Annotated in this window: 15 protein-coding genes; 3 read left to right on the top strand and 12 right to left on the bottom strand. The window is 72.2% G+C overall.

Annotation, left to right across the window (positions count from 1 at the left end; genetic code table 11):
- Position 1: 1 nt before the first annotated feature.
- Positions 2-1,168, bottom strand: coding sequence for an L-rhamnose isomerase (rhaI, locus tag KY498_RS09575; RefSeq protein ID WP_191009516.1), 1,167 nt, complete (start codon positions 1,166-1,168; stop codon positions 2-4).
- Between the two features lie 119 nt (positions 1,169-1,287).
- On the opposite strand from rhaI, the gene KY498_RS09570 reads away from it, so the two are divergent.
- Complete coding sequence (locus KY498_RS09570) at positions 1,288-2,292, top strand: LacI family DNA-binding transcriptional regulator (RefSeq protein ID WP_101305481.1); 1,005 nt, start codon at positions 1,288-1,290, stop codon at positions 2,290-2,292.
- Between the two features lie 9 nt (positions 2,293-2,301).
- On the opposite strand, the gene KY498_RS09565 is transcribed toward KY498_RS09570, so the two are convergent.
- Genes KY498_RS09565 through KY498_RS09545 form a run of 5 tightly spaced genes read right to left on the bottom strand, consistent with a single transcriptional unit; the run spans position 2,302 to position 10,069 of the window.
- A complete protein-coding gene (locus KY498_RS09565; RefSeq protein ID WP_191009517.1) occupies positions 2,302-3,543 on the bottom strand; it encodes a four-carbon acid sugar kinase family protein in 1,242 nt (413 codons plus the stop codon).
- On the bottom strand, positions 3,536-4,798 hold the full coding sequence (locus tag KY498_RS09560) for a RuBisCO large subunit C-terminal-like domain-containing protein (protein ID WP_061782481.1): 1,263 nt from the start codon (positions 4,796-4,798) through the stop codon (positions 3,536-3,538). Before KY498_RS09560 ends, KY498_RS09565 begins: the two co-directional genes overlap by 8 nt.
- Entirely contained in the window at positions 4,795-6,759 is a 1,965-nt protein-coding gene (locus KY498_RS09555) for a glycoside hydrolase family 127 protein (RefSeq protein WP_191009518.1), read from the bottom strand. The genes KY498_RS09560 and KY498_RS09555 overlap by 4 nt, the downstream gene beginning before the upstream one ends.
- Positions 6,756-7,436, bottom strand: coding sequence for an aspartate/glutamate racemase family protein (locus tag KY498_RS09550; RefSeq protein WP_061782483.1), 681 nt, complete (start codon positions 7,434-7,436; stop codon positions 6,756-6,758). The genes KY498_RS09555 and KY498_RS09550 overlap by 4 nt, the downstream gene beginning before the upstream one ends.
- Positions 7,433-10,069, bottom strand: coding sequence for a glycoside hydrolase family 78 protein (locus tag KY498_RS09545; protein WP_191009519.1), 2,637 nt, complete (start codon positions 10,067-10,069; stop codon positions 7,433-7,435). Before KY498_RS09545 ends, KY498_RS09550 begins: the two co-directional genes overlap by 4 nt.
- A 125-nt stretch (positions 10,070-10,194) precedes the next feature.
- Between KY498_RS09545 and KY498_RS09540 the strand changes: the two genes are divergently transcribed.
- The gene (locus KY498_RS09540; RefSeq protein ID WP_101305485.1) at positions 10,195-11,025 is read left to right on the top strand and encodes an NAD(P)-dependent oxidoreductase; all 831 of its coding nucleotides are present in this window, start codon (positions 10,195-10,197) and stop codon (positions 11,023-11,025) included.
- Positions 11,026-11,069: 44 nt separating this feature from the next.
- Here KY498_RS09540 and KY498_RS09535 read toward each other — a convergent pair whose 3' ends face one another.
- From KY498_RS09535 to KY498_RS09525, 3 genes are all read right to left on the bottom strand, one after another.
- Positions 11,070-11,978 carry a carbohydrate ABC transporter permease gene (locus KY498_RS09535; RefSeq protein ID WP_061782486.1) on the bottom strand — a complete coding sequence of 303 codons (909 nt, stop codon included), beginning with the start codon at positions 11,976-11,978 and terminating at the stop codon, positions 11,070-11,072.
- Positions 11,979-11,990: 12 nt separating this feature from the next.
- Positions 11,991-12,872: a carbohydrate ABC transporter permease gene (locus KY498_RS09530; protein WP_060958298.1), complete on the bottom strand. Its 882-nt coding sequence runs from the start codon at positions 12,870-12,872 to the stop codon at positions 11,991-11,993.
- A gap of 85 nt (positions 12,873-12,957) precedes the next feature.
- The gene (locus KY498_RS09525; protein ID WP_101305486.1) at positions 12,958-14,274 is read right to left on the bottom strand and encodes an ABC transporter substrate-binding protein; all 1,317 of its coding nucleotides are present in this window, start codon (positions 14,272-14,274) and stop codon (positions 12,958-12,960) included.
- 158 nt (positions 14,275-14,432) lie between these two features.
- On the opposite strand from KY498_RS09525, the gene KY498_RS09520 reads away from it, so the two are divergent.
- Complete coding sequence (locus KY498_RS09520) at positions 14,433-15,500, top strand: LacI family DNA-binding transcriptional regulator (RefSeq protein WP_191009520.1); 1,068 nt, start codon at positions 14,433-14,435, stop codon at positions 15,498-15,500.
- A gap of 23 nt (positions 15,501-15,523) precedes the next feature.
- Here the strand turns inward: KY498_RS09520 and KY498_RS09515 are convergent, their stop codons facing one another.
- From KY498_RS09515 to KY498_RS09505, 3 genes are read right to left on the bottom strand one after another with little or no spacing between them, the layout of a single operon-like run.
- A complete protein-coding gene (locus KY498_RS09515) occupies positions 15,524-16,789 on the bottom strand; it encodes a trehalase family glycosidase (RefSeq protein ID WP_191009521.1) in 1,266 nt (421 codons plus the stop codon).
- A 35-nt stretch (positions 16,790-16,824) separates the two neighbouring features.
- The gene (locus KY498_RS09510) at positions 16,825-18,597 is read right to left on the bottom strand and encodes a hypothetical protein (protein WP_191009522.1); all 1,773 of its coding nucleotides are present in this window, start codon (positions 18,595-18,597) and stop codon (positions 16,825-16,827) included.
- Positions 18,594-19,349 carry an SDR family NAD(P)-dependent oxidoreductase gene (locus KY498_RS09505; RefSeq protein ID WP_191009523.1) on the bottom strand — a complete coding sequence of 252 codons (756 nt, stop codon included), beginning with the start codon at positions 19,347-19,349 and terminating at the stop codon, positions 18,594-18,596. Before KY498_RS09505 ends, KY498_RS09510 begins: the two co-directional genes overlap by 4 nt.
- Between the last annotated feature and the right edge of the window lie 4 nt (positions 19,350-19,353).

Here is a 19,353-nt window from a genome sequence, read left to right as displayed (position 1 = left end):
CTCAGGCACCCCATCCCGCCTGGACGCCGCCGACGCGCTCGTCGGCGATGGTGCGGGCGTAGCCGGAGGCGAGGTAGGCGGCCATCGGATCCGCGGGCAGCCCGCGGCTCTCCCGCCAGGTCGCCAGCTGCGGCCGGACGTCGGTCTGGAAGGCGTCCATGAGGATCGCGTTGGCCGTCAGCACGTCGTTCTCCTCCTGGGCGGCGGCCAGCGCGTCACGATCGAGCAGCAGCGCCCGCGCGGTCATCTCCTGCACGTTGAGCACGGAGCGGATCTGGCCGGGGATCTTGTCCTCGATGTTGTGGCACTGATCGAGCATGAAGGCGACGTCCGGGTTGTTCAGCCCGCCGCCGCGGACGACCTCCACGAGGATCCGGAACAGCTGGAAGGGATCGGCGGCGCCGACGATGAGGTCATCGTCCGCGTAGAAGCGGCTGTTGAAGTCGAAGGAGCCCAGGCGCCCCAGTCGCAGCAGCTGCATGACGATGAACTCGATGTTCGTCCCGGGCGCGTGGTGGCCGGTGTCCAGGCACACCATCGCCTTCTCGCCGAGCGCGGCCACCTGCACGTAGGACGTCCCCCAGTCGGGGACGTCGGTGTGGTAGAACGCCGGCTCGAAGAACTTGTACTCCAGCACGAGCCGCTGCGCGTCGCCGAGCCGCGCGTAGATCCGGGAGAGCGAGTCGTGCAGGCGGTCCTGACGCGCGCGCATGTCGTTCTGGCCGGGGTAGTTGGAGCCCTCGGCGAGCCAGATCTTCAGATCGCGCGAGCCGGTCGCATCCATGATGTCGATGCAGGCGAGGTGGTGGTCGATCGCCTTGCGTCGGATGCGGTCGTCGTGGTGGGTGAGCGCGCCGAACTTGTAGTCCTCGTCCTGGAACGTGTTCGAGTTGACGGTGCCCAGCGCCACGCCGAGGTCTTCGGCGTGACGGCGCAGCGCCGCGTAGTCGTCGACCGCGTCCCACGGGATGTGCAGCGCCACGGTCGGGGCGAGCGCCGTGTGGCGGTGCACCTGGGCGGCGTCGGCGATCTTCTCGAACGGGTCGCGGGGCGTGCCGGGAGTGGGGAAGACCCGGAAGCGGGTGCCGGAGTTGCCGAACGCCCACGAGGGCAGTTCGATCCCCTGGGCCTGGAGCGTGGACAGGTTCTCGGCTGACAGCGTCGTCATACTCTCGCGCTTTCGGTGTGGAATCCGCGCCTCCGCGGATCTCTGCTGTGAATCGTTTCAAAGAGTAGTGTGGTTGAAACGATTCGTCAAGCGGCGACGACGACCTCGGAGGAGCGTGGATGAGCGCCAGCGTCAAGGACGTCGCCGCGGCGGCGGCGGTGTCGGTGGGCACGGTGTCGAACGTGCTGAACCGGCCCGAGAAAGTCGCCCCCGAGACCGTCGCGCGCGTGCACCGGGCCATCGAGAGCCTCGGGTTCGTCCGCAACGACGCCGCCCGGCAGCTGCGCGCCGGGCGCAGCCGCTCCATCGGCCTGGTCGTGCTCGACACCGCCAACCCGTTCTTCGCCGAGGTCGCGCGCGGCGCGGAGGAGCGTGCCGCGCGCGACGGACTGGCGGTGCTGCTCGGCAACAGCGACCAGAACGCGCAGCGCGAGAGCGCCTACCTCGACCTCTTCCGCGAGCAGCGCGTGCACGGCGTGCTGCTCACGCCGCGCGACCTGGACCCCGCGCCGCTGCGACGGCTGGCGCTGGCCGGCATCCCCCTCGTCTTGGTCGACGGCGACATCCCGGGCGAGCAGATCCCCTCCGTCGCGGTCGATGACGTGCAGGGCGGGTACGCGGCGGTCGAGCATCTCCTCGCCCGCGGACGGCGCCGCATCGCCTTCGTGGCGGGGCCGCTGACGATCCGTCAGGTGTCCGATCGTCTCGCCGGCGCGCGCCGCGCGCTCGAGACGGCGCCGGATGCCGCGCTCGAGGTCATCGAGACGACGGCGCTGACGGTGCTCGCCGGTCGCGCGGTGGGCGAGCAGCTGGCGCTGCGCGCGCCCGCCGACCGGCCCGACGCCGTCTTCTGCGCCAACGACCTCCTCGCCGTCGGCGTGCTCCAGGGGGCCGCCATCCTGGGCGACATCCGTGTGCCGCAGGATCTGGCCATCATCGGCTACGACGACATCGACTTCGCGCAGGCGGCCGTCGTCCCCCTCAGCTCGATCCGCCAGCCGGCGCGGGAGATCGGTGCGACCGCCGTCGACCTGCTGCGCGAGGCCGCCGCGGCTCCCGGATCGCCCGCCCGCCACGTCCGCTTCAGTCCCGAGCTCGTGGTGCGCGCGTCGACGCAGGCGTGACGCGCGCGGTCAGGGCGCCCCGCCCGTCCGCACCCTCTCGAACAGGTCGTCGTCCCCGACCTGGCCGCCCTTGAGCAGCAGTTCGACCCCGTCGAGCGGGCCGTCGGCGTGCGCGCGCAGGAGCGCGACGTTGCCCCAGGGGTTGGCGGCGATCGACAGCGCCCGGATGCCGAGGAGGCGCACGACGCGACTCGATGAGTCGCCTCCGCACACGATCACCCGGCGCGTCTCGCCGGCCGCCACCGCGGTGCGCACGACACGCGCCGCGCGCCGGGTGAGCCCGTCCAGCGCGCCGCCGTCGTCCGGCCCGAGATCCGACGCGAGCACGACGCTGCGCCCGGCGCGCAGGGCGTCGCGGGCGGGTGCGGCTTCGCGATCGTCCCGCGGAAGCGGCGCGACGAACCACCCGGCATCCGCGGCCGCCGCCGTCTGCCGTCGCGTCCGCGGCGACCGACTGCCCGAGACGACCAGGACCGGTCCGCTCGCGGCGGCCACGGCGGCCGGTGCCGGCCGGCGCGGTGCGGCATCGGCGATCGCCGCGCTCAGACCGCCCGAGCCGACGACGAACGCGGTCGGGGCGAGCCGGCCGATCGCCTCGCCGATGAGGCGCAGGTGGTGCGCGTCGAGCGCGTCGAGCACGACGGCGTCGGCGCCGCACGCCTCGATGCGGCGGGCGAGATCCGCGGCATCCGTGTAGCTGGTCAGGGGGATGCCGGTGAGGGCGAGCGCGGTCTGCGCGCCGAGGTGGCGCGCGATGTCGGACTCGGACATCGGGGTCGACGGATGCCGGGACATCGTCGGCTGCCGGTCGAGGCGGTACACGACGCCGTCGTCGGCCGCGAAGTGGTGGCCGAACACGGTGTAGCGGCCGAAGTCGGGCTGGGCGAACAGGAGCGGCACGGGGCGGGCGCCGGTGAGGTCGCGCCCGATCTCGAGGACGCGGCCGAGGCTGCCGACCTCGGGCGAGGAGTCCACGGTGGAGCAGGCCTTGTACTGCAGCACCGCGGGCCGCAGCGCGGCCAGCGCCGCCAGCGCCGGCCGCACCTCGGCCTCCAGCGCCGCGGGGCCGAGGGAGCGGGCGATGCCCGCGATGCCGACGACGTCCCCGTCGTCCGCCGCGTCGGCCAGCGCCGACGCGGTCGGGAGCGAGGTGAACAGGCGTCCGCGCCACCCGCGGCGGGTGAACTGCAGCAGCGCGTCGACGCTGCCGGTGACGTCGTCGCCGTAGAACCCGACCGCCGGCTCACTCACGGACGGGTCCGAACGTCTCGGCCGCACGGCGCAGGGCCGGTGAGGCCGCGAGGGCCTGCGCGACGCTCTCGCCGCGTTCGGCGGACGACCACGCCTCGCGCATGGCGGTCACGCCCGCCGCCGCACCGTCCGGGTGGCCGTGGATGCCGCCGCCGGCCATCACCAGCAGATCGGCGGTGCCGGTCGCGGCGTAGGTGGCGTGCGCGAGGCCGCCCCACTGGCCGGAGGAGAGCACCGGCACGGTCGAGGTCAGGCCCGGCAGGGGCGTGCGCACGGCGGCGACGGAGGCGAGCACGTCGTCGTCGGACTCGTAGAACTTGTTGGAGATGCCGTTGGTGTGGAGGTGGTCGACGCCGCACAGCCGCGCGAGCTTCTGCCACGCCGTGAACGAGATCCCCAGCCGGTCCGAGCGGCTCAGCGCGCCGAACCCGGCCCGGTGCCCGTGGATCGGCACGCCCGAGATGCGGCGCAGGTGGGCGATGCCGGCCAGGCCGACGTGCGCGATCACGGCCATGACGCACGTCCCGCCCGCCGCGACGACGAGGTCGTGATGGGCTTCGAGCCGGTCGATGTCGTCGGTGATGTTGAACGCGTACATGGGTTTGACCCCCGTGCGGTCGGCATGCCTCTCCAGCACCGGCATCACCGCCGCGACGCGCGCCGCGAGCGGGGCGTGCGGCGCGTTGCCCTGCAGCTCGTCGTCCTTGATGAAGTCGACGCCTGCGCGCGCGAGCTCGCCGACGAGCTCGGCCAGTTCCGCGGGCGAGAGTCCGATGGAGGGCTTCACGATCGTGCCGATCATGGCGCCGGTCGGCCGCGACATCAGCCGCCGCGTGCCCTCGAGGCCGAAGCGCGGACCCCCGTAGCGCTGCGCGAAGGCCGGCGGAAGATCCAGGTCGACCAGCTTCACGCCGGACAGCTCCTTGATCTCGAACAGGTTGCCGGCCACCGTGCTGAGCAGGTTCGGGATCGACGGGCCCGAGTTCTCGAGGGGGAACCGCACGCGCACGCGGGCGCGCCGGCGGTGGCCCAGGTCGCCGACGGCGCCGGGCAGGGGCGAGGAGTCCGCCGGGGGCAGCTCGGTGATCTCCACGACGCGCGCGGCGAAGCGGTCCCGCAGCGCGTCGCTCTCCCGCTCCACCCGCACGAAGGTTCCCGTCGACTGCTCGCCGGCGAGGATCTCCGCGGCCCGCTCGAGGTCGAGCCCGGTCTCGATGACGTAGGTCGCGACGACCGCGTCGGTCGCGGCGCTCACCAGATCACCGGCAGCCAGACGGACATCTCGGACGGGCCGCGATTGGCCCACGCGAAGTACGGCACCAGCCGCACCGTCGCCGTCGTGATCGGGTCGTCGTCGACCTCGTCGTACAGCGTCGCGGGCGTCGGCGGGAGGACGGCCGCCTCGGTCTCCAGGGCGACGACGCGTCGGCCCGCGATCTGTGTCGGCACGGCGCGCAGCGCGGCGCCGCGACGCAGGGCGATGCGTTCCAGGTCGATCCCCGCGGGCAGGTCCGGGCTCTCGACGCAGTACACGACGGGCCCGCGCTGGACGGCGACCTGCGCCGTGAGCTCCTCGGCCAGCCGGTGGCCGCGGAGGAGGCGGGCGGGCATCGGGAGGTCCAGGACGATCTCGTCGCCGGCGCGCCACGGGCGGTCGACCCGCGCGTACGACGAGGACGCCGCGGTCTCGACGTCCGCGCCCGCGACGGTGAGCCGCGCCCCCCGCGCCCACCCGGGGATCCGCAGGTGCAGCGGCACCGTGCCCTCCGCCTCGGTGACCGTGAAGACGATGCGCCCGTCCCACGGGTAGTCGGAGCTCTCACGCAGGCCCAGGACCCGCCCGTCGCCGAACGCATGACGGATCTGCGATCCGCCGTACTGGTGCACCCACAGCCCGTCGTCGGACACCGAGCCGATCCGCTCGTGGAGCTGCGCGAGGGTGCGCGCGATGTTCGGCGGGCAGCAGAAGCACGACAGGTACGGCTCGCGCAGGCGCTCGTCGGACGGCGGCGGGGCGGGCACCGGATGCAGCCCCGTGTCGCCCGCGCGCCGCAGCGGGAAGGGGAGCTCCCGCACCTGTCGCAGGGGGTTCGTGTAGAAGTAGGTGGCTCCGTCCAGACCGATGCCGGACAGCAGCGCGTTGTACGCGATGGTCTCGATGACGTCGGCGTACCGGGCGTCGGCGCGCAGCGCCAGCATCCGCTCGCTCCACAGCACCATCCCGATCTGCGCGCACGTCTCGTTGTGGGCGGTCGTGTGCGGCAGCTGGTAGGGGCGTCCGTAGGCCTGGTGGACCCGGCTGATCTCCTCCTGCCAGGGGTGGGCGTCGGGGGAGGCGCCGTCGTAGAGCGCCCCGCAGCCGCCGGTCACCGCCAGCTTGGTGTCCACGACATCACGCCACAGCGTGTCCAGCACGGCGTGCAGCTCCTCGTCGCCGGTCTCGATGACCAGGTCGGCCAGACCCGCGTAGAGGTAGTTGGCCCGCACGGCGTGCCCGGCCACGACGCTCTGGCGGCGCACGGGGATGCGGTCCTGATTGTCGTCGCCGCCCTCGTCGAACTCGTCGCGCACCCGCAGGAACGACTCCGCGAGCGTGAGGTAGCGGCGCTCGCCGGTCGCGCGGTAGAGGTCGACGACGGCCATGTAGTGCGAGGGGCAGACCGCGCTGCGGGCCAGCTCGCGCGGCTTGTCGGTCGCGAGGTGCTCCAGGAACCGCGCCGCCCCGCGGGCGACCTCGAGCAGGGTCGGCGATCCGGTGACGCGATGATGGCGCACACCGGCGGTGATCAGATGGCCGAGGTTGTACGTCTCGAAGTTGAAACGGTCGGCCAGGGCCGAGACGGGCTCGTCGTCGCGCGCGGCGATCGCCGTCGGCGTGTGGACGTAGCCGTCCTCCCGCTGCACCGCGGCGATCAGACGGGCGATGCGCTCCAGCTCGGCCTCGAGAGCCGGATCGGGATCCGTCTCCAGCCGGCTGATCGCCGCCTCCATCCACTTGTAGAAGTCGCCGTCCATGAAGGGGGGACCCTCGTGGCGGCCCGGACGCAGGCCCGCGGCCACCTCGAAGTTCGCGAGGGCCGGACTCGTGGCCGGGTCGGCGAGCATGGCGCCCATCGTCGGCACCGTCACCTCGCGCGTGCGCCGGGCGATGCGGCCCCAGAAGCCGTCGGCCCAGCGCGCATCGGCTGCGCCGAGGGGAGTCAGCGTGGCGTTCATGCCCGCGCCTCCGTTCCGGTCGCGTCGAGCGTCCGCGCGAGCCGCTCGACGCCGAGGGCGACGCTGGTCAGCACGGGGACCGTGGATGCGGCTGCCGCCGCGGCCGATGCCATGGAGGCCTGCGCGAGGACCACGACATCGGCGCCCGCGGCCGCCCGCTCCACGGCCTGGGCCACGAGACGGTCGTGGCGGTCGCGATCGCCGCCGGCGACGGCCGCGAAGGCGTCGTCGATCACCTCGGCATCGATGCGCGGCCGCGTTCCGGCGCGGTCGGCGCGCTCCCGCAGGAGCGCGGCCGTCGGCGCGCAGGTGGTCGGAAGGGTCGCGAGGACCGCGATGCGTCCGTCGCCCGCCGCCGTCACCGCGGCATCCGCCATGGCCTCGTCGATGCGCAGGACCGGGATGCCGACCGCTGCCGCCGTCGGCGCGGCCAGCGTCGAGATGGACGAGCAGGTGAGCATCACCGCCTCCGCCCCCGCGTCGCGCGCGGCGCGGGCGAGCTGTGCGATCCGGGCGGGCACCGACGGGGCCTCGTCGCGCGAGAGGTCGGCGACGATGCGGTCGTCCAGGTAGTTGACGATCTCCACGCCCGGCAGGAGCGTCGCCGCCTCCGCGGCGACCATCGGGATGACGACGGCGCCGGTGTGGATGAAGGCGACACGTCGCGGCGCGCTCACGCGATCACCTCCACCGCGCGGCGGACCACCCGTTCGTGCACGCCGTGGCCCACCCGTTCGGGGTCCCGACCCGGCAGGTCGACGATCGCCTCGGCGCCGACGGGCACCCGCATCCGCACGCGCAGGTCGTCGCCCTCGCGGACCCAGGAGATCTCCGCGGGTCCGTAGGGGGTGAGATGGCGGGCGCTCGCCGAGGTCAGTCCGCCTCCCGGACGGGGTGCGAACCGGATGCGCCGATAACCCGGCGCGTCGGGGGCCAGGCCGGCGACCGTCCGGTGCAGCCAGTCGGCCACCGCGCCCAGCGCGTAGTGGTTGAAGGAGGTCATCGTGCCCGCGTTGACCGATCCGTCCGGCAGCATGGCGTCCCACCGCTCCCAGATCGTGGTGGCGCCCATCTCCACCTGATACAGCCACGACGGGCAGCCGCGCTCGAGCAGCAGGTCGTACGCGGCGTCGAGGTGACCGTTCGCGCTCAACGCGTCGCACACCAGCGGCGTGCCCACGAACCCGGTGGCGATGTGGTTGCCGGCCTCGCGCACGAGGTGTGCGAGGCGGTCCGCGGCCGAGGAGCGCAGGTGCGCAGGGAGGAGATCGAACTGCAGGGCGAGCGCGTAGGCGGTCTGCGCGTCGGAGGTCATCGTGCCGTCCGGGCGGACGTAGGCGGCCACGAAGGCCTCGACGATCTCGTCGGCCAGCCGCCCGTACGCGCCCGCCTCCTCGGCGCGCCCGAGCTCCGCCGCCATCCGCGCGACGATCCGCGCCGACAGCGCGAAGTACGCCGTCGCGACGAGGTAGCGGTCGGTGCGGGCATCCGCCGGATCCTGCGGCGGTGCGGCCGGGTCGAGCCAGTCGCCGAGCTGGAAGCCCGTGTCCCAGAGGCGGCTCGGGCCGGCGATCTCGGCCTGGAGGTCCACCCACCTGCGCGCGCTGTCGAACTGCGCGCGCAGGATCTCGGGGTCGGCGAACCGCGAGAACAGCGTCCACGGCACGACCGTCGCCGCGTCGCCCCAGGCCGCTCCGGGCCGCTGCGGCGTCCACATCGTGTCGGCCGGGATCACCGGGACGAACCACGGCACGGTCCCATCGGGGAGCTGTTCGAGGGCCAGGTCGCGCAGCCAGCCGCCGAGCATGCCGGACACGTCGAAGAGGAAGGAGGCGGTCGGGGCGAACACCTGGAGGTCGCCGGTCCACCCGAGGCGCTCGTCGCGCTGCGGGCAGTCGGTCGGCACGTCGACGACGTTGCCGCGCATTCCCCACACGACGTTCTCGTGGAGCCGGTCGAGCATCGGATCGGAGGAGGAGAACCAGCCGGTGCGCTCCAGGTCGGTGTGCAGCACGCGCGCCTGCAGCGCGCCGGCGGCGGCATCCGCGTCGAGATCGCCCGGCCAGCCGTCGACCTCCACGTAGCGGAACCCGTGGAACGTGAACCGCGGCTCCCAGGTCTCGCCCTCGGGGCGGCCCGCGAACGTGTAGGCATCCGTGGAGCGTGCGTCCCGCAGCGGCCGCGTGTAGAGCTCGCCGTCCTGCAGCACCTCCGCGGTGCGCAGGGTCACCGTGGTGCCGGCGGGTGCCGTCGCGCGCAGGCGGACGACGCCGACCAGGTTCTGCCCGAAGTCGAGGATGCGCCTGCCCGACGGCGAGGTGAGCACGCGGCGGGGCGGGAGCTCCTCGGTGACGCGCACGGGCGGGCCGGTCGGGGCCACGAGGGTCGCGGGGTCGCGTCGCCGCATCTGCACCCGCTCCCAGCCTGCGTCGTCGAAGCCGGGGCGCGACCAGCCGGGCTGCTCCTCGCGCGCGTCGTACACCTCGCCGTCGTAGAGCCCCGCCTGCAGGATCGGGCTCGGCGCCGCCCGCCACGACGTGTCGGTCGGGACGACCACGCGCGAGCCGTCGTCGTAGACGAGCTCGAGCTGGGCGAGGAAGGAGAGGTCGTCGCCGAAGAGGTTGCGAAACCCGCCCCGCCAGCCGAGGCGCCCGCGGTACCAGCCGTCGCCGAGCCAGGCTCCGATCGCCGCGCGCCCGCTCTGCAGCAGCCCGGTCACGTCGTAGGTCGTGTAGCGCAGCCGCTCCCGGTAGACCGTCCAGCCGGGGGCGAGCAGGTCGTCGCCGACCCGCTCGCCGTTGATCTCCGCCTGGAACAGGCCGTGCGCGCTCGCGTACAGCCGGGCGCGCACCAGGCCGGGCGCGACGTCGAACTCCCGGCGCACCAGCGACGGGCGCCGCTCGTCGCTCATCGGGTTCTCGTTCCACAGCGCCCCCACCGGCGCGGCCGCCCAGTCGGACGGGTCGAGGAGTCCGATCTCGACGGGCGCCCACGGGCCCGGCGCGCTCCAGACGCCGTCGTGGCCACGGACGCTGATGCGCACCTCACGGCGCTCGCGCGACCGCAGGGCGGCGAACGGCCACGTCACGAGGATCTGCGCGGACGAGGCCACCTCCGCGCACTCCGCGGCGCGCTCGTCGGCGGCGGGATCGGCGGCCGCGTGCGGGTCGCGGGCCTCCACGCGGTAGGCGCTCTGGTGCCACTCGGGGGCCGCGTCGTCGATCGTCCAGGACAGGCGCGGCGCGCTCTCGCCGATGCCGAGCGCCTCCCGATGGTGTTCGAAGCGCGGTGCGGACACGGTGGCCGTCATTGGTCACATTCCCCTCGTTGGGCGGTCGAGTCGACTCGAAACGTTTCAGTCTGTCGTTTGCGATGCGAATCGCAGAGCGAACCAATAGCATTGGTACGTTTCAAACCATAGCAAAAGGAGCGGTCATGATCATCGCCGTCACGGGCAGCAGCGGGACTCTGGGACGGGCCACCGTCGAGCGGCTGCGCGCCGACGGGCACGACGTCGTCGGCTTCGACCTCGCCGGCCCCGCGGGTCCCGGGTTCACGCGCGTCGACCTGTCCGACTACGGACAGACGCTCGACGCGATCCTCGGCGTCACGGCCCGCCACGACGGCCTCGACGCCCTCGTCCACCTCGCCGCGGTGCCGGTGAACGGGCTGATCCCGGATGTCGCCACCTTCGAGAACAACCTGGCGGCGTCGTCGCACGTGCTCTTCGCGGCGCACCGCGCCGGCATCCGGCGCATCGTCATCGCCTCGAGCATCACGGCCGCGGGGTTCCCCTTCGACGTCGCGCCGCCGGCGCTGCCCGTCGACGAGGGCTACACGCGCGCGTTCAACACCTACGGCCTCGGCAAGGTCGTCGAGGAGACCCTGGCCGCGCAGATCGCCGGCTGGCGCGAGGGCGTCTCGATCACGGCCCTGCGCTTCACCAACGTCGTCGCCCCGGACGGCTACGCCACCTTCGCGCGTGCCGGCGAGGACGACTACCGACGCGATCTGCTCGGCTCGTGGGTCGATGCCCGCGACGGGGCCGAGGCCGTCGCCCTCGCCCTCGGGCGCGGACGCCCCGGATTCGAGGTGTACAACGTCGCGGCACCCGAATCGGGGCTGTCGACCCCCTCGCGCGAAGTCGCGGCGCGATGGTTCCCGGGCGTGCCCGTCGCGGAGGACCTCGGCGCGTTCGAGTCGCTGCTGTCGACCCGGAAGATCCGCGCGGAGCTGGGCTTCCGCGCCCGGCACGACTGGCGCTGAAGGATGCCGGCGGGTGCCGTCCTCGCGACCCGCCGGCATCCGGCTCATCCCTTGACCGCGCCGGCCGCGAGGCCCTTCATGATGCGCTGGTTGAGGAAGAGGTAGAGGACGAGGATGCCGACGACCGTGATGCAGATCGCCGCGAACAGCGGCCCGTAGTTGATGGCCCCGTACTCGCCGGAGAAGTTGAGCAGGCCGACCTGGATCGTGTTGAGGCTCTTCTTGCCGCCGAACACCAGCGCGATCAGCAGGTCGTTCCAGATCAGGAAGAACTGCACGATCGCGACCGTGAGCACGGCGTTGCGCATCATCGGGAACCCGATCGAGAAGAAGGCGCGCACCATCGAGGCGCCGTCGATGGTCGCCGCCTCGAAGATCTCGCGGGGGATCGCCCGGAAATAGGTCGCCATCATGAACACCGTCAGCGGCAGTCCGCCCGCCGTGTAGATGAGGATCATCGGCAGGTGCGAGCCGTTGATCCCGAGCTGGAAGAAGGCGTTGAACAGCGGCAGGATGATCATCTGCCCCGGGATCATGATGCCGGCGAGGAAGAGCAGCAGGACGGCACCGCGCCCCTTGAAGACGAGGACCTCGAGCGCGAAGCCGGCCGCGGTGCCGAGCACGACGATGAGCAGCAGCGACGGCAGCGTCACGATGATCGAGTTCATCACCGTCGTCGAGAGGTTGCCCGTCTGCCAGGCGGTCGCGTAGTTGTCCCAGCGCCACGTCTCCGGGAAGGCGTACGACGGGTTGTTCAGGAAGTCGGTGTTCGACTTCAGCGAGTTGATGAACATCCAGAACAGCGGGTAGGCCGTGACGACCACGAGGAAGAGGATGGTCAGCCAGGTCGGCACGCGGCGCAGCAGCGCGAGGGCGCGCCCCGCCGGCGTCGGTCGCTGCGACCTGACGGCACGGGGGCTCGTGACGGCGATGGTGTCGAGAGTCGTGGTCATGAGGTGCTCCTCTCAGACGGTGTTGTCGCGGCGCGACGAGCGGAAGATGGCGAGGGTGACGAGAAGGCACATCACGGTCAGCAGGAGCGCGATGGTCGACCCGTAGCCGAAGTCGCTGTACTGGAACGCGGTCCGGTACATGTAGAGGGTCAGCGGCGTGGTCGAGTTGCCCGGCCCGCCGCCGGTGAGGGCGAAGACCGAGTCGAACACCTTGATGGTGCCGTTGATGCTGAAGATGAACGAGGCGAACAGGATCGGCAGCGACATCGGCAGGATGATGTGCCGGAACAGCGAGAAGGTCTTGGCGCCGTCGATGCGGGCCGACTCGACGATCTCGTCGGGGATGTCGAGCAGGCCGGAGAAGACGAGCACCCCGTAGAAGCCGACCGAGCGCCACACGTCCATCACGACGATGACCACGAAGGCCGTCGTGCCCGAGCCCAGCCAGTCGACGGACGACAGGCCGACGTTGACGAGCAGCTCGTTGACGAGACCGTCGTTGGGGGCCGACTGGAAGATCTTCTGGTACAGGATCGCGATCGCGACGGTGGGCAGCACGACGGGGAAGAACACGAGCGTGCGCACCAGGACCGACGACCGGCGCAGGACGAACTGGTACAGCAGCGCGAGGCCGTAGCCCAGGACGACCTGCAGGATCGTCACCAGCACGGCGTACTTCAGCGTGAAGACCAGTGCGTCGCCGACGTAGGGGTCGGAGAGCAGCCGGGTGAAGTTGTCGATGCCGTTCCACTCGAATCCGGTCAGCACGCTGCCGGAGAAGAACGTGAGCCCGAACGACCAGAGGACGGGGACGAGCATGATCAGGGTGTAGACGATGAGCGCGGGAAGAAGCAGCAGCGTGATCGCCTTGCGGTCGCCGAGGACGGACTTCATGGGTGGCGGCTTTCGTGCGGAGCGGAAGGGGGTCGGGCGCCGGCCGGCCGGGGATCGGGACCCCGGCCGGCCGGCGCGGGGAGGGTCACCCCTCGTCGAGCGCGTCCTGGACGAGCTTCATGAACTGCTCGGCGGAGAGCTGGCCGGTCACCAGCAGGGCGGCGTTGGTCGAGGAGATGTTGCTCGCCTTCGCGTTGAACAGGGCCTCGAACCAGAGGACGCTGTCCTTGGCGCCGGCGATCTCGTCGGCGATCGTCTGCGAGATCGCGGGCAGCTCCACCTTCTTGTCCGCGATGAACCCGGTGATCTGGCCCTGCGCGAGCGCCTCGTTGCCGTAGTTCGACGTGATGCACTTCAGCCACGCCCCGACGCTGTTGTCGGCCGCGTAGGTCTTGGCGTTGAAGGTGGCCGGCAGGCCGACGTTGGAGGGGTACTCGTCGATCGAGCCGCTGCCCCCGGCGACGCCCGGGAACTTGAAGAAGCCCACGTTGTCGGCACCGATCTGGTTGCTGTCGCTGTTGATGTTGCCCAGCAGCCAGCTGCCCATGTAGATCATCGCGGCCTTGCCGGTGAGGAACTCGTTCGTCGCGGCGTCGTAGTCGAGAGAGGCCACGTTCGAGCCGAAGTAGCCGGCGGCGCCGAGGTCGGCGACGGCCTGCGCGGCCGCGACGTACTCAGGATCGGTGAGCTTGGCCTTGCCGTCGGCGACGTCCTGGAGGGCGTCGGCGCCGAGGGAGCGGAACAGGTAGCCGGAGATGAGGCGGGTCAGCGGCCAGCCCTGCTCGCCCGATGCCGCGAACGGCGTGAGCCCGGCGCTCTTCGCCTCGCCCGCGATCTTCAGCAGGTCGTCCCACGTCTCGGGCACCGCCCAGCCGTTCTTCTCGAAGAGCTCCTTGTTGTAGAAGATGCCCTCGATGTTGTACTGGTAGGGCAGGAAGCTGAAGGAGCCTCCGTAGAGCTTCTTGATCGTCGACACGGCGCCCTCGGCGACCTTGTCGCGCACGCCGAGCTCGGTGAGGGCCTTGTCGAAGTCGACGAGGTAGCCCGCCTTGGCGAGCTTGGCGCCCTCCGCGGGGTTGCCGCCGGCCGAGAACATGGGGGGCAGGCCGTCCTGCGTCGCGAGGAGCTGGACCTGTGCGTCGAGGTCCGCCTGCGGGACCGAGTTGACCTCCAGGGGAGCGGCGTCGTTCTCGGCCGTGCACGATCCGGATGCCAGCGCGTCGAGCACGGGCTGGGTGGTCGTGTTCTCCGCGTTCTTCAGGAACTCGAACGTCGTCGGGTTGTCCGTGCCGCCGCCGCTGCCGCCGCCGGAGCAGCCGGTGAGCACCAGCGCGCCGGCGCCCAGGAGCACCACGGCGCTGAGAAGCGGCTTGTTCGGGCGCCGCCGTTTCGCTGTGAACACATTTCCTCCTTGAAAGTGGTCATCTCTTCTTTTGAGACGTTTCAATAGTGGATGCTAGGGCGCTCGCCGACCCCTGTCAACAGTGATTCCCGGCCCTGCGGAGCGGCAGAGCAGCGAAATCCGTGACAGGGATGAGCCGACTGGGGCAAGATGGGGACGTGGAGTTTGAAACGTCACAATCTCATAACGGGTCGTCGTCGACCCGTCCCGGCGTACGCGTCGGCATCCGTGACGTCGCCGCTCTCGCCGGTGTCGCCGTCGGCACGGTCTCCAACTACCTGAACCATCCCGACCGCGTCTCCGACGACAAGGCGCAGCGCATCCGCTACGCCATCGACTCCCTCGGCTTCGTGCCCAGCATCGCGGGCCGTCAGCTGCGGCTCGGCGTCAGCCAGGTGATCGGCTACATCGCCCCCGACGTGAGCAACCCCTACTTCGCCGAGATCGCGGAGAGCGTCGAGCGTCGAGCCAGTGAACGCGGCGTGACCGTCTTCCTCGCCAACTCGCATCGCAGCCGGGAGCGGGAGGACGCGTACCTCGAGGTGTTCGAGCAGCACCGCGTGCAGGGGCTGCTGGTGTCCTCGCACCTGCCGATCGAGGACCGTCTCGCCCAGGTGCGCAGACGCGGCACCCCGTCGGTCATCGTCGGCCAGCGCGCCGAGAGCTCCGAGCAGCCGTCCGTGTCGCTGGACGACGTCTCCGGCGGGCGCCAGGCGATGCAGCACCTGCTCGATGTCGGATGCCGTCGCATCGCCTTCGTGGGAGGCCCCCTCGGCATCCCCCAGGTGGCCGACCGCCTGGCCGGGGCGACCGAGGTCGTCCGCACCTTCGGCGCGGCGACCGTCGAGGTGATCGACATGCCCGACCGCACGGTGCGCGGCGGCCGCGAAGTGGCGCGCGCGCTCGTCGCGCGCCCCGAGGCGTTCCGCCCCGACGGCATCTTCGCGGTCAACGACCTCCTCGCGCTGGGCATGATGCAGGTGCTCGTGCAGGCCGGCATCGACGTGCCGCGCCAGACGGCCATCGTGGGCTACGACGACAACGAGTTCGCCGAGGTGTCCCTCATCCCGCTCACCAGCGTCCGGGGCCGTCACGAGCGCTTCGGCATCGCGGTCGTCGACGCCCTCTTCGACGCGATCGCGGGCCGGTCGGCCGCGGACCCGCATCGGATGTTCCAGCCGGACCTGGTCGTGCGGGCCAGCACCGAGGGCTTCGGGCGCGGCTGAGACCGACGGGCCGCGCCGACGGCTCAGAACTCCGCGACGACGGGGCGTCCCTCCTGCCACGCCATCATGTTGAGCACGAGGAAGTTCCAGTTCTGGAAGCCGCTGGTCATGATCGGCTCGCCCGTGTCGGGGTGGTAGTACTCGTGCAGCGCGCCGGAGGCCGCCAGATCGCGCCCGAACAGGGCGACCGTCTCGTCCACGAGCGCCGCCGCATCCGCGTCGAAGCCGTAGCGCGCCAGCGCGCGGAAGACGAGGTAGTTGCTGATGCCCCAGACCGGCCCGAGCCAGTTCGAGGGGTTGTTCGACGCCCTCAGGTCGTACTGCTGCTCCAGCCGCGACAGCGTCCGCACCCCGTAGGCGGCGCGGAACGTGCGGCGGTCCGCGATCCGCGCGCGCACGCGCTCCGCGCGGTCGTGCGGGGCGATGCCCGCCCAGAGGGGAAGGAAGCTCGACCAGTTGTCGATGCGCAGCAGCAGCGAGTTCCAGCGGCGCGGCGCGCCGCGGTGCAGCCAGTCCTCGGGGTCGACGGGGCGGAGGTGGAGGTCGGCGCTGTAGTACATGCCGTCGCGCTCGTCCCAGAGCAGCGCGTTGACGGCATCGGCGAGGTCGGCGGCGCGTCCGCGCCACTGCAGGGATGCCGCGGCATCCCCGAGGTCCTCGCACAGGGCGCCGAACGCGAGCATCTCGCGGTAGAGCAGGCTGTTGAGGTAGACCGAGGCCGTGCTGCGGTCGGGGCGGTAGTACACGGACGGATCGTTGTCGACGCCGATCGCGAAGTCGGTCTGCCAGTAGGCGAGCCCGGTCGCCGGGTCCATGTGCGAGTGCACGTACCGCTCGAGGAAGCGTCCGATCCGTTCCCGCTCGGGTCTCAGCCACTCGGCCGACCCGCGCCGACGGGCCAGCAGCAGCGCCTGCTGGGCGACGATCGGCTTGTGCATGTTCTCGGTGAAGCCCGCCGCCCGGCTCGGATCGCGGTGCAGGAGCGGTCCGCCCGGCTTGATCAGGATCGGCATGACGCCGTCCTCGTCCATGTGGTCGAGGAAGTTGCGGATCGTCCCCTCCTCGTAGACGCCGAACAGGCCGGGCCGTCCGGTCTCCACCTCGACCTGGCCCATGACGACGCTGATGAACCACGAGTCCCAGTCCCAGAGCGTGTCGGAGTAGAAGGGGGACTCCGGGGCGCTGGGCACCGTGTACGGATGGGTGAGCACGCCGGAGGGCTCCCGGGTCATCCGGATCGTGGCGGCGTGGATGTACTCCGTCAGCAGGCTGCGGTGCGGTGCGGTCATGAGGGCTCCTCGATGAGCGGGTCGGTCGGGGCGGATCAGTCGTGAGCGGACGGTGCCGTGAGCGGAAGGATCGCGAAGGCTCCGGCGGGAACGGTGCGGGTGCCTCCGGGCTCGACGCGGACGACGCGCGGCACCCGGTCGAGGTTGGCCACGAGGACGCTCCCCCCGTCGTCGCCGCGCCCCCCGACGGCCCAGACGAGGCCGTCCGGGCTGTCGCCGTGCAGCAGGGTACAGGCTCGCCCGTCGGGCCCGGCGACGTCGGCGAGGGCGCGCAGCGCCGCGGCGACCGGCCGGTCCCGGCCCGCGGCGGTGCGGATGCCGCGGGGCCCCCACTCCTCGAAGAAGGTCAGCGCGGCCACCCCCGGCACGGCGAACGCCGCCGCGCTCGCGATCGTCCATGCGGCCAGCTCGTCGCTGTCGTGGCGCGGATCGTCGGCGTCGAGCAGTTGGGCGCCGTACCCCTCGGCCAGATCGGTGCGCCCGGGGCGGGGCGGGGGCGTGGTCGCGACGTCGTTGAAGCGCGGCCGGAGCGTGACCGGTCCGATGTGCACGGAGAGCCCCGACGCGATGTCCACGGCCTCCTGCGCCACGCGTCGTTGCATGGCGAGCGCCTCGACGAGCTGGTCGGTGCCGCGGCTGTGGAACAGCGGCGTGCTGCTGAGCACGATGCCGTCGAGCCCGTCCGGGAGACGGTGGTGCTCGCGGTTGAGCTCGGTGAAGTGCGCGCGGGTTCCGCCGACGACCGGCACGTCGACGTCGGCGGCGCGCAGCGCCGCGCGCAGCGCCCGGATCGTCGGGCCGTCGGACACGTGGCGGGCCGGCCCGGTCGCAGGGAAGGCCGTCACGCGCGCCGTGCGCCGTCCGCGGAGGGCATGCGCCGCCGCCCGGAGCGCGTCGGGGTCGTCGTCCGCGAGCACCAGGCGCACCTCGACCGGCAGTCCCGCCGCGCCCGCCCGGTCCAGGGCCGCGCGCCAGTTGGGATCGGCGAGATCGATGTCGGCGACGACGTGCGAGCCGAGCGGCGAGCCGAGCGGCGGCGCCGGATCCGGCGCGGTCGCGGCGCCGAGGCCGAGGCGCGGGAACGCGCCGCCCGGTCGAAGCTCGATCACCGCGGCCGGGGCGGGCTTCGCCGTCTCGATCACCGGGGCCGGGGCGGAGGCCGTCGCCTCGATCGTCACCGTCTGCGTCACCCGTTCGCCCGCCGCGACGCGGTACGGGAACGGGAGGTCGAGGGGGCGGCTGTACGTCTTGAACGAGGCGTCCGTCCAGTTGCGCTGATCCTCCATCTCGAACACGTCGCCGTCGAAGGTCAGCGCGACGGCGACACCTCCCGCCGTCCACGCCAGGGCCGCGATGTCGCGCACGGGCTGGTGCGCGCTGATGCGCGCGGGGAAGCGCGTCACCTCCGGCTCCGCCGCGGAGTGGACCACCCGCAGGGGCGTGCCGGCCAGCGTCGGCGGATGCAGGACCACGAGCCCCGTCCGATTGGTGTCGAACGGCTGCCGGGAGGTCAGGTCGCAGACGATCTGCAGACGATCGCCGTGTGCGTGCACCTGCACGGTGCCCGCGAACGACGACCCCAGCCCGCTCGAGTGCAGGGCGATGACGATCGCGTCGTCGCGGGCGTCGACATCGTCGATCACGAGGGGTGCGGTGCGCCAGTCGTGGTCGCGGACGACCGCGCGCGCGGAGCGGAGCACCACGACGCCGTCGTAGGCGATGTCGGCGAGCTCGTCGCCCCGCAGCTCGAGCGACCACCGCGCGCTGCGCCAGGGTCGCCGAGCCTCGTCATCCCACGTGCCGCTCACAGCGACGTCATGCCTCCGTCGACCTGGAAGACCGCGCCGGTCGCGAAGGCGCCGTCGTCGCTCGCGAGGTAGACCATGATGCCGGCGACGTCGTCGGGGGTGCCGGCGCGCCCGATCGGGATACGGCCGACGATGGCCGCGCGCGCCTGCGGGTCGTCCGTGATGGCCGCGACCAGAGGGGTCTCGGTGTAGGCGGGCTGCACCGTGTTGACGCGGATCCCCCGATCGGCGTAGGCGGCGGCGACGGTGCGTCCCAGCCCGTGGATCGCGGCTTTCGACGCGCTGTACGCCGTGAAGTCCCGGCCCTCGCCGTTGACCGCGGTCGGGCTGCCGGTGAGGATGATCGCCCCGCCGCCGCGGGGGAGCATGCTGCGCACGGCGTGCTTGACGGTGAGGAAGGTTCCCGTGAGATTGACGTCGAGGGTGCGCCGCCAGACGTCCAGCTCGAGGTCGGCGGCGGGGGCGTCCTGCCCGAACAGCTGGACGCCCGCGTTCGCGACGACGACGTCCGGCGCCCACCCCGCGGCCTCCAGCTCGGCGAACCCGGCGGCCACGGCCGCCTCGTCGGAGATGTCCATGCCCTGGGCGCGGGCGTGCGCGCCCAGGGCGGAGGCCGCGGTGGTCGCGGCATCCACGTCTCGGTCGGCGAGCACGACCCGTGCGCCCTCGCGGACGAAACGGGAGGCGACGGCGAGGCCGATGCCTTTGGCCGCCCCGGTGACGAGGGCGGTCTTGTCGGTGAGCTGTCCCATGCGA

It is taken from the genome of Microbacterium sp. PAMC21962 (assembly GCF_019443465.1).
GTDB lineage: Bacteria > Actinomycetota > Actinomycetes > Actinomycetales > Microbacteriaceae > Microbacterium > Microbacterium hominis.
This window is presented reverse-complemented; position numbering and strand designations above follow the sequence as displayed.